The sequence below is a fragment of the Fictibacillus sp. B-59209 genome, assembly GCF_036216745.1.
Lineage (GTDB): Bacteria > Bacillota > Bacilli > Bacillales > Fictibacillaceae > Fictibacillus_C > Fictibacillus_C marinisediminis.
Genome location: NZ_JARMMC010000002.1, coordinates 83,540 through 94,197 on the forward strand (window position 1 = coordinate 83,540; position 10,658 = coordinate 94,197).

A 10,658-nucleotide genomic window follows, 5' to 3' on the forward strand; every position below is an offset into this window, starting at 1 on the left:
ACGATGCATTTATTTTCTATGACCTCACATCACGCTTCTGGAAGACGGCAAACGTGATCACAAGGAAGACCGCCGTATAAGCTGCGAGCATGCCCAGGGAGAAGGAAAGTGACATACCTTTAACGAGCTGCATCCCTTCATCAAGATATTGGGTCAAATCCATGTTGGGAAACAGCGTGTATTTTGCCCATGATTTTCCGCTGAATATGGTTGTAAGAATGTTACCGGCAAACATAACGAACATGGAAACACCAATCGCCACAGAGCTGCTGTAAAACAGTGTGGAAATCATGAAGGCTAATGCAACAAGGACGGCGAACTCGATGAATTCCAGCCCCATGTTCGCCAATACATAATGGGAGATCGATTTTTCTTGGACTACCCCATCGACATTCGTCAAATACGGCTGGTCCATTCCGCCAAACCCATAGAATACACTGCCGATCAGCCATGTGGATACGATAAGAACGATCCACAATAAGAAGGCGAATCCAAGGGTAGCCAGAAGTTTGGAAAGCAGGATCTTCCAACGGCTGTATGGCCGGATCAGCAGCATTTTTACGGTACCCCTCGCAAATTCGGTTGCCACAATGTCACTCGCTACTACAATAACAAACAATCCCAATAACGAGGACAGCGGCGAAAAATCTTTCATAAACTTCCAGCTTGTTGTTTCATAAGGAGAGATATCATGCTTGATGGCGTATTGATTCTGTCTATACTCCGTTTCCAATGACTCCCTGAACATTTTGGGCGTTTTATCCTTTTTAGCCTGAGCAATTTCCTTTTTCAGTTCTTTATTCTGTTCCGTCAGCTCTTGCTTCCATTTTGCTTTTACCGACTCGTCTTCTGTAACCTTGCCGTAGATCGCCACGCCCAAAACGATAAGTATGGGAAGTGCAATAAACACCCAAGTTCTTACCCTGCTGAAAATTTTGACCCATTCATTAGTGACCAGTGACAGAAACTTCATTTAGATCTCCTCCTTTCCCCGTCATTTCAAGGAACCTTTCTTCCAGCGTTTTCTTCTTCAGTTGAATGCCGTATACCATAAATCCTGCCATGACGAGCCTTTTATTGATATCACCGATCGCATCCGGCTGCTGGATCTGTAAAACGAGTTCATTCCCTTCCACCACAACCGGGATATCCGGAAGCTGTTCACCGAGAACCTCTTTCGCTTTTAAAAGATCGCCATCCACTTTGAAATGTACGGTGGCGTCTGCCTGATCGGTAACGTTGGTTACGTTATCTATCCGAACGAGTTTTCCGTGCTGAATCACAGCGACACGGTCACACATCAGTTCCATCTCCGCTAAAATATGGCTGGAAACGATGACTGAAGTCCCTTGATCAGCAAGCGCCCGCAAATAATTTCGCAAATCATGCATCCCTTGAGGATCAAGCCCGTTCGTCGGTTCGTCCAGTATTAGAAGTGAGGGATTGTGCAAAAGAGCCTGGGCTACACCGAGCCGCTGCCTCATGCCGAGCGAGTAGGTTTTTACCTTTTTATGAATGGCATACTCCATTTCCACCAGCTTCACGACCTCATCGATTCGCTCTTTCGTCACTCCTGGCATGATGCGTGCATATTGCATCAGGTTTTTGTAGCCTGTCAAATAGTCATACATTTGCGGATTTTCTACGATGGCCCCGATCTGTTCCATCGCTTTTTCATAGTTCTTGCGGATATCCAGGCCGTTCACCAGGATTTCTCCTTCTGTCATCGAAATCAAACCGACGATCATACGGATCGTTGTCGTTTTTCCCGCTCCGTTCGGTCCGAGCAGTCCAAAGATTTCCCCCTTTTGAACACTGAACGAAAGATTGTCTACTATATTTTTGCCTTTGATCCGTTTCGTTACCTGTTTTAATTCCAGCGTATGTACCGTTTCCATAATTCCTCCCTGTCCCCTGTTTCATCATTTCAGAATTTTTATCTAGTTTCCAAATAATAACATATCGCACTCTGTTTTACGGGTCAATCTCGTTAATAAAGGTGCCAGGCACGCAAATTACACAAATGTGTAATTGCGGTGCCTGGCACCTTTTTACTGGATCAAAAGAAAAGAACCTAAAGATTGCAGCCTGACGTCTCCTTTGAACGTTTCACCTGTTATGGCGTCCTTCCAGGTGCCCTTTGGCAAGGAGACCCGGTGACTTGCTGTCGTTGAATGATTCATCAAACATAAGAACTTGCTGCCGGCCTCTCCATCCCGTATTACCATTTCAACATCGTCCGGCAGTTCGATCGTCTGTACGCCGGCCTGAGCAAAAATGTCTCTGTACAGCCGCACAAGAAAATAATCTTCTACCGCTGTACCGATATAATACACGTTGCCTTTTCCGTACTTGTTCTTCGTAATCGCAGGTGTACCTTCATAGAAAGCGTCCCTGTAGACGGCGAGGACCTCGGCCGATTTCGGCTCGATCAAGTCACACCACACTGTGGCCGGCGACATGATGTCCATGATGTTCCCCGCTATTCCCGTTACACGTGTCTGCTGGCCGGTCTGAAGCGACTCGTACTCGTGGACTTCGATGCCAGCAAGCTCTCCAAGTTCTCCGGGAAGCGTCATTTCTGTAACCGCATTGTTCGGCTCTTTCACGCCTGCCCGATAGGAAAGCACCACCGTTCCGCCATCTGCCGCATACTTCTTCAGTTTTTCCGTAAATACCGGATTGGTTAAAAAGTAAACGGGAACGATGACCGTTTTCAGCCCGTCAAGGCTGCTCTCCGGAGAGACCATATCAGTAGCCGCGTTCAAACGGTAAGCACCGGAATAGAAACGAAGCATCTCCTGCTTATGGGTAAACGCATCACTCTGCGGCTGGATTCGCCAAGCCCAGGCATTTTCCACATCGTAATACACACCGACTTCTGCTTTATATTTAGTGGCGATCCACTCATCTCCGAATACTTTCAGAGCATTGAATACTTCTTTCACTTCTTCAAACTTTCGCCTCGGCTTACCGTCGTGATCCAAGATTCCATGGCAGAATTCTTCGGTTCCGAAACGGGCGGCGCGCCACCTGAAATAGACGATCGCCTCCGCTCCCCGTGCAATAGCCTGGTACGTCCAAAGCTTGATGTGCCCTGAACGAGGCAGGTAGCCGATATGGCTCCATCCTTGTGCCCCGGATAGCTCCTCAAGCACCCAATAGCCTTTTCCGTCTTTTGTTGAACGGCAAAGATCATGCTGCTGGGCAATCGCGGCAGGCGGAATCGGTTCAGGTAGACCGCCCCAGACCGGGTAGTTGTCAAAGGATATGAAGTCGAGGTCCTTCGCGATATCCCGCTGTTTTAGGGCAAGTTCGGTAAAGACAAAATTATGGGTGATAAACTGCTGGACTGAAATATGCTCTCTTAAAATATCAGCCTGCAGCTTGTTGTACGCTGTATAGCTGTCTGCGCAAAACCGGTCAAAATCAAGCAGCAGACCCGGATTATGTTCCTGAAATACTTTCCGTGGAACAGGGATCTGCTCCCACGCCGTATAGGTTTGGCTCCAGAAGACCGTACCCCATGCTTCATTTAATGCCTCCAGGCTGCCGTATTTTTTGCTGAGCCATTCCTGAAACGCCATGCGGTCTTCATCACCATAGCTGCGGTCCGATTTTTCATGGCCATACTCGTTATCCGTCTGCCAGCCGATGACATCAGGATGCTGGCCATATTTCTCGGCCAGTTTGCGGACAATTTTTCGGGTGAATTTCTGATAGGTCTTGCTGTTCACCGTATAATGCCGGCGAGCACCGAAAGAAATCGTTACACCGTTCTCATCAACCGGCAATATTTCAGGATACTGATGCGCCATCCATGCAGGAGGAGTAGCTGTCGGCGTACCGAGGATGATTTTTATCCCGTTTTCTGTAAGCAGATCAATCGCTTCATCAAAAAGGGAAAAATCGTACACTCCTTCTTCCGGCTCCATCAGCTGCCAGCCGAATTCGGCGATTCGCACCACATTAACTCCAAGCTCCTTCATCAGTCTTACATCTTCAGGCCATCTGGATTTTGGCCACTGTTCCGGATAATAATCTACTCCTATAAACATGCCGCTCACTCCTTTGTCTCTCTATTCTTTCACCGAACCGTGCAAAATACCAGAGATAAGCGGTTTTTAAAGCAGAAGTAAGAAAATCAAGATCGGTGAAGTAAGTACGGGACATTCGAACGCTTCTTCAGTTTCTTTCTTATCTAATGAGGATATCCGGCCGTCGCAGTGTTTGTCCTTCGAATGTTACTTCAAGGTAGGGCCATCCCCCGGTTTCGGTCAAAATTTCAGCTTTATTTTGTTGAATGAGGACAGTGTCTTCTGATTTCACACCGGGCAGCGAAGGATTCCATGTGAATACCATGTTTTCCTTTACCTCAGTTTCTGATTCCATTGTTGCGATAAACTCTCTGGAGTCATATCCAGTTGGTCCTCCTTGATGGAGGAGTTTCCAGTCTTCCGGATGGCCCTCTTCCACGTACTGCTGTATCCCTTTTTTGAACGCTTCACCAACCGTTGTACCAGGTTTAGTAGCGGTTATAAAAGCCGCATCAATACGAGCGAGTTTTTCTTTATGATCAGACAGTTCCTGAGACAGCGGCCCGAAATGTACAACCCTTGTCAGGTTGGCGACAAGCCCCTCACGCTCACCGCAAATCACCAGCAGCCCATGCTTTTTCAGTTTCTTAGAAGTAGGAACCGGGTGGCGGTAAGAATAGATGCGTTCATCTGTAGCAACAAGCAAAACTTGAAGCCTGATCCCCTTAGATATCGCCTGTTCTGCCACCATCCCGGCAATTTCATGTTCCGTCTGCCCAGGCTCCATCTTCCGGCAAACCGATTCAAGTGACCACGCCGTATCCTGGCACAGCTTGCGGTAACGCTCAACTTCTTGTTCATCCAATATGGATCGAACACGTTTCAGTTCCTCCGTCATGTCGGCATAGTCTTTAAACGGCGTATCCGTCCCCATCCTTTTCCCTTTTCCAAGTTCAGAAATCAAATGATCAGAGCCTTTAAACCACTCATCCGTCACCACTTTAACTTCATGAGAAAAATGGGAGAGTTCTTCTTCCTTTATGCGCCGTTCTTCCATCTTGGTCGTCACCACATAGATCTCATCTTCAAAAATCACAAGATCTGCAACACCTTCCGTGATTCCAAGCACGATCTGGTTCTGGCGGCCGCTTGTTACCCATGAAAAATGGTTCCGTTTTCTCAGCAGTATTCCGTCCAGATGGTTTTCTTTCATGATGTTTCTGATCTTACCTAGAGCCATTGTCCGGACCTCCATCGGCATAACCGTTTGGATGATGGAGATGCCAGTTCCAGGCGTGTTCTACCATTTCATGGACATCAGGATATTTTGGAACCCAGCCCAGTTCATCCTTTGCTTTTTGAGAAGAAGCGATAAGAATCGCAGGATCGCCTGCTCTTCGCGGAGAAGAAACAGCTTCGATCGTTCGGCCTGTAACCGTTCTGCATGTATCGATCACCTGCTTCACCGAGAACCCCTTACCGTTCCCGAGGTTGTATACGCCGCTCTCTCCAGTTCTCTTTAATTTTTCGAGAGCCAGGCAGTGAGCGTCAGCCAGATCCATCACATGGATGTAATCCCGGACACAAGTACCGTCTTCTGTCGCATAGTCCTCCCCGAATACAGAGATATGCGGCCGTTTTCCAAGGGCGGCTTCAAGAATGATCGGAATCAGGTGAGATTCTGGTGTATGATCTTCTCCAATTCCTCCTTTTGGATCGGCGCCTGCCGCATTAAAATACCGGAGAGCGACTGCTTTCAGCCCATAAGCCTGATCTGCCCAATGAAGAAGTCTTTCTATGGCCAGCTTCGTTTCTCCATAAGGATTGGTCGGAAGCGTCCGGTCGCTTTCCTGAATAGGGACGGTCTCAGGTTCCCCATAGACAGCGGCAGTAGAGGAGAAGACAATGTTTTTCACGCCATTTTTCACCATGCGGTCGACCAGATTCAATGAACCCGCCACGTTGTTCTGGTAATAAGAAATAGGATCTGCAACACTCTCACCTACAAGAGAGCTGGCCGCAAAATGTATAACTGCTTCAATGTCATTTTCTGAAAAAACGGTATCCAGCAAGGCGCTGTCATGCAGATCTCCTTCATAGAACGGAACATCCTTCAGCACAGCCTCCCGATGCCCTTTTTGCAGGTTATCCAACACGATGACTTCTTCGCCTTTTTCACGCAGACACAATACGGTATGGCTGCCGATATAGCCTGCTCCTCCGGTTACCAATATGGCCATTATCTCTTCACCTCTTTGATTTCTTTTACACCGTCTCCAATTTCACAAACATAAAAGTCAGGCGATAAACCCGTTTGTTGTTTGTAGTTTGCTGCCACGTTCTGTTTGAATGCTTCTACCTGTCCGTCTTCCACGATGGAAATGGTGCAACCGCCAAAACCAGCGCCGGTCATTCTCGTACCTATGCAGCCGGGCTGCTGCCCCTGAATGTCAAACAGTGCGTCAAGCTCCAGTCCGGTCACCTCATAATCGTCACGCAATGAAAGATGGGACTCCTTCATATACAGGCCAAACGCAAGTAAATCTCTATTTTCGAGTGCTGCTACGGCTTTTTGAACACGATCATCTTCAGTAACTACATGTCGGACACGCTTTTTAATCGTTTCATCAGCCAGATGGGCTTCCATTTTCTTAAACTGAAGAGGGCGAAGGTCACCGAGTGCATTAACATCCTCTATATGCCTTTGGATGATTTCCAGCCCTTGTTCACACTGTGCTCTTCGTTCATTGTACTTGGAGTCTGCAAGCCCTCTTCTTTTATTTGTGTTTGTGATGACAAGCTTGTATCCTTCGATTTCAAGAGGAATCAATTCAAACTCATAACTCTGGCAATCTAGAAAAACAGCATGGTCTTTCTTTCCGAATCCGACCGCAAACTGATCCATAATTCCGCTGTTTACACCGATAAACTGATTTTCCATCCGCTGGCACAGCTTGGCGAGCTCCAGCATGGGCAGTTCCTCTTTTTCCAATACTGAAAAACCAAGCGCACTGGCCATGCCAATCGATGCAGAAGAAGAAAGGCCAGCACCATTCGGAATATTGCCCGCGTATAAAACATCAGCCCCTGAGAGCTGGATACCCAGCTTCTGCAATTGCTGCAGGATACCTTTCGGATAATTTGCCCAATCGTCAGCCTTATCATAGACAATGGGCTGTTTTGTATCGATTGAAACCTCCAATGGGAAGTTCTCACTCTTCAAACGGTAGACACCATCGTTTCGCTGGCGAATGGCCATATAGGTTCCAATCGTTAATGCAGCTGGAAATACAAAACCGCCGTTGTAGTCGGTATGTTCCCCAATTAAATTTACGCGTCCGGGTGCAAAGAAAAGTCGTACTCTGTCGTTATTTCCCGGAAAATATTCTTGAAATCGTTTCACCCATTGGTTCTCCACGGCTTATTCCCCCTTACTTTCACTGTAACGCTTGATACATTGGCGCATGATTTCTGCATTTTCTTCCACTTTGGTTGGATTAGCTGCTGCCCATCCTCCTGTTTCAGAGGAGGAATTAAATTTTAATTTGTCGTGAGCACGAAGCGGAGGATAGAACTCGATGTGAAACCGATAAAAATCCTTATATGGATCATTAGAGTTCGATGGACGCTGATGCATGACCATCATGTAAGGAAACAGCTTGTCATAGATTTTATCCATACCTCCGACAAGTTCTTGAAGCATATCCCCCAGTTCCGTTCTTTCTTCCTCCGTGAATTCGGTCAGTGCAGTCTTCGCTTCTTTGCTGACAATGTAAGCTCCGTACGGATAGTCCGTAAAGAACGGAATGAACGCAATAAAATGCTCACTTTCCAACAGGACACGCTCACCGAACCGCTTTTCCTCGGCTACCATATCATCAAACATGTTCCGTTGGTTTTCTTCAAAATACTCTTTGCATACTTCCAGCTCCGTTTTTACTTTTAACGGAATAAAAGGGTAAGCATACACTTGTCCATGCGGGTGAGGCATTGTAACCCCAACTTCCTCTCCGCGGTTTTCAAAAATCATGACATACTCATGATTCGGATCCTGATCCAGTTTGACGAATGTATCCGTCCAAAGGTTCATCAGCTTTTTCATATGATCTTTGGACAAATCAGGAATCGTGTCATAGTGGCCCGGTGAATACAGCACCACTTCGCACTTTCCATACGCTTCTTTCGTCTGATACAACCCGCCTCCTACTCCATCTGGTTTTGGAGGGTTTGGTGAAAGCACAGGGAAATCGTTGTGATACAGATGCACCTCATAGTTATCGGGAACTTTCCCGGATCCCGGGCAGAACGGACAAAAGTCTTTCGGCATATGCGGTCTGTTTTGCCGGCTGGCAGCCACCATCGTCCAGTCTTTTAATAAAGGATTATATCTTAGCTCAGCCATACAAGCGCCTCCTGTCTTCTCTTTTTATTAATTTAATTAAATAAGTAGAGGGGTAAAAAAGGGAGAAGTGCCCCCCCTTTACTTGTTGATCTTACGGTTTTCATTCTTAATGTTCTGAGAAGCTTCTTTTAAAGACATTTTTCCTTCATTCGTACACCGGCTTGTTGTTAAAGTATTCGTTGTTCTCCTTAAAATAAGGGACCTCTACGATCTGGCCAGCTTTCTGCACGGGTGTTCATCACTTATACAGATTTTCCTGATTGAAGATCGCTGAATCAGAGCCCGCAATCCTGAACAGCCGGCAAGCATTCGGGTCAGCAATGCTGATATTGCTGCGAGCTTTCTTTTCAACAGGTTTTGTAAACGCCTTCCATGATCGTTAAAAGATACTTTGTTAAATTAAATTATTAAGTTTTAATTAGATTAACACACACTCTATTATTTGCATACTCCCATCTTAATGCTAGTCTTCTCTATCCGTATAATTGGAGATTTCAATTAGGTTTTCGTCCGGATCTCGAATATAGACAGAGTTAATCCTGCCCGCCGCCCCTGTTCGCGGTACAGGTCCCTCAATAACCGGCACTCCTTTTTGATCAAAGTGAGCGAGTACAGAAGTTAAAGGAAATTCAGTGATAAAGCAGAGGTCTGCTGAACCTGGAGTTGGGGCGTTTGCTTTTGGTTCAAATTCTTTGCCTGCTTGGTGAAGGTTAATTTTCTGGCTGCCGAATTTGAGTGCTTTTCGGTTTTTTTGAAAAGTAATGATCTCCATTCCTAATACATCATTGTAAAAATCACACGTTCTATCAATATCTTTTACGGTTAGAACAAAGTGATCCAAGCTGTTAATCTTCAATTCACTTCCTCCTTTTTGTCCCGGAATCAGGCAGTTTAAAGATATATAAATTTTATCCTATTCTATCGGTTATCGACAGCTTGATGGCTTCTGTTCAGAGCACAAAAATAACGGTATAATATATATTAATTAATTAATTAAATTAACTTGAGGTGTTTTCATGCAACGCGGCACGTTTCAATTGATGAAGTCGTTAAACCGGAACATAATACTGAATAAAATCCGTCTGGATGGACCCATTTCACGTGCACAGATCGCCAAAGATACGAAGTTGACGCCGCCTACAGTCAGTTCTATCGTAAAAGAGCTGATCGACTCGGGAATGATTAAAGAAAGTGAGCAAGGCGAGTCCAAGGGAGGGCGGAAGCCGACCATGCTGATCATTAATGCCGATAGCTTCTATGTTATCGGACTGGATGTTGGCCCTAAGGACATTAAGACCATCCTGACTGATTTGAACGGCAAGGTGCTTGAGTTTCATGAAAAGGTTCTTTTCAGTCCGCTTTCTAATCATGAGCTGCTCGATATCATGAAAGCAGAGATTCAGCAGATTATGGAGCAGTATGGTGAGGAAGAAGAGAAAGTGATCGGCATCGGCGTAGGGATGCATGGTGTAGTGGATGTGGAGCAGGGCATTTCCCTTTATGCACCAAACCTGAATCTGAGAAATATCCCGATAAAAGAGGAACTAGAGGCCAGATTCAGCCGTACGGTTAAGGTGGAAAATGATGCAAAGGCACTTGCTCTTGGCGAAGTTTGGTTTGGAAATGGAAACGGTGCGGACAGTGTGGTTGCGGTCAACGTAGGGACCGGCATAGGAGCCGGGATTGTGATAGATGGAAAACTGTTTCATGGCGAAAACTTTATTGCCGGAGAAATTGGACACATGACGATTGACATCGGCGGAAAGCAATGCAGCTGCGGCAACTACGGATGTCTTCAAACACTTGCAGCCGGCCCTGCAATAGCTGAAAAAGCGCAAAAAGAGGTAGCGATTGGAAGAGAAAGCATCTTACGGGAGATGGCCGATCACGATTTAGAGAAAATCGATGGGAAAATGGTTTACGAAGCAGCACTCCAGGGAGATGAGCTGAGTGTTCAAGTCTTGAAATCAACCGGGATCTATCTTGGGATCGGGCTGACAAACTTGATCCACCTCATGAATCCTAAACGGATTATTATTGGCGGAGGAGTATCCAATGCAGGAGATTTACTGATGGACAGCTTGAAGGAAACGGTTCAAAAGAAGGCCCTGACCGAAGCCGCAAAACATACCGACATCAGACTGTCTAAGCTTGGAAACAAAGCGACGGCGATCGGTGCCGTTTCCTTACTGCTCGTTGAGTTGTTCCAGTAAGATTAT

Annotated in this window: 9 protein-coding genes; 1 reads left to right on the plus strand and 8 read right to left on the minus strand. The window is 46.2% G+C overall.

Annotated elements, in window-relative coordinates; all coding sequences use genetic code 11:
- Positions 1–16 precede the first annotated feature (16 nt).
- From P4361_RS00840 to P4361_RS00875, 8 genes are all read right to left on the minus strand, one after another.
- Positions 17–973, minus strand: a complete 957-nt coding sequence (locus P4361_RS00840; RefSeq protein ID WP_328087862.1) for an ABC transporter permease — start codon at positions 971–973, stop codon at positions 17–19.
- Entirely contained in the window at positions 948–1,898 is a 951-nt protein-coding gene (locus P4361_RS00845) for an ABC transporter ATP-binding protein (protein ID WP_328087864.1), read from the minus strand. Before P4361_RS00845 ends, P4361_RS00840 begins: the two co-directional genes overlap by 26 nt.
- A gap of 153 nt (positions 1,899–2,051) precedes the next feature.
- A complete protein-coding gene (locus tag P4361_RS00850; protein ID WP_328087866.1) occupies positions 2,052–4,058 on the minus strand; it encodes a beta-galactosidase in 2,007 nt (668 codons plus the stop codon).
- Between the two features lie 139 nt (positions 4,059–4,197).
- Positions 4,198–5,277, minus strand: a complete 1,080-nt coding sequence (locus P4361_RS00855; RefSeq protein WP_328087869.1) for a M24 family metallopeptidase — start codon at positions 5,275–5,277, stop codon at positions 4,198–4,200.
- The gene (gene galE, locus P4361_RS00860) at positions 5,264–6,277 is read right to left on the minus strand and encodes a UDP-glucose 4-epimerase GalE (RefSeq protein ID WP_328087871.1); all 1,014 of its coding nucleotides are present in this window, start codon (positions 6,275–6,277) and stop codon (positions 5,264–5,266) included. The genes P4361_RS00855 and galE overlap by 14 nt, the downstream gene beginning before the upstream one ends.
- Positions 6,277–7,455: a galactokinase gene (locus P4361_RS00865; RefSeq protein ID WP_091009421.1), complete on the minus strand. Its 1,179-nt coding sequence runs from the start codon at positions 7,453–7,455 to the stop codon at positions 6,277–6,279. The genes galE and P4361_RS00865 overlap by 1 nt, the downstream gene beginning before the upstream one ends.
- 3 nt (positions 7,456–7,458) lie before the next feature.
- A complete protein-coding gene (gene galT / locus P4361_RS00870; RefSeq protein ID WP_328087874.1) occupies positions 7,459–8,439 on the minus strand; it encodes a galactose-1-phosphate uridylyltransferase in 981 nt (326 codons plus the stop codon).
- 463 nt (positions 8,440–8,902) lie between these two features.
- Complete coding sequence (locus tag P4361_RS00875) at positions 8,903–9,295, minus strand: VOC family protein (RefSeq protein ID WP_328087875.1); 393 nt, start codon at positions 9,293–9,295, stop codon at positions 8,903–8,905.
- A 160-nt stretch (positions 9,296–9,455) separates the two neighbouring features.
- Between P4361_RS00875 and P4361_RS00880 the strand changes: the two genes are divergently transcribed.
- The gene (locus tag P4361_RS00880; RefSeq protein WP_328087876.1) at positions 9,456–10,652 is read left to right on the plus strand and encodes an ROK family transcriptional regulator; all 1,197 of its coding nucleotides are present in this window, start codon (positions 9,456–9,458) and stop codon (positions 10,650–10,652) included.
- Positions 10,653–10,658: the final 6 nt, after the last annotated feature.

Coding starts and splice junctions, on each gene's coding strand:
- galT (WP_328087874.1), bottom strand. CDS start 8,439: ATGGCTGAGCTAAGATATAATCCTTTATTAAAAGACTGGACGATGGTG.
- galE (WP_328087871.1), bottom strand. CDS start 6,277: ATGGCCATATTGGTAACCGGAGGAGCAGGCTATATCGGCAGCCATACC.
- P4361_RS00840 (WP_328087862.1), bottom strand. CDS start 973: ATGAAGTTTCTGTCACTGGTCACTAATGAATGGGTCAAAATTTTCAGC.
- P4361_RS00855 (WP_328087869.1), bottom strand. CDS start 5,277: ATGGCTCTAGGTAAGATCAGAAACATCATGAAAGAAAACCATCTGGAC.
- P4361_RS00850 (WP_328087866.1), bottom strand. CDS start 4,058: ATGTTTATAGGAGTAGATTATTATCCGGAACAGTGGCCAAAATCCAGA.
- P4361_RS00880 (WP_328087876.1), top strand. CDS start 9,456: ATGCAACGCGGCACGTTTCAATTGATGAAGTCGTTAAACCGGAACATA.
- P4361_RS00845 (WP_328087864.1), bottom strand. CDS start 1,898: ATGGAAACGGTACATACGCTGGAATTAAAACAGGTAACGAAACGGATC.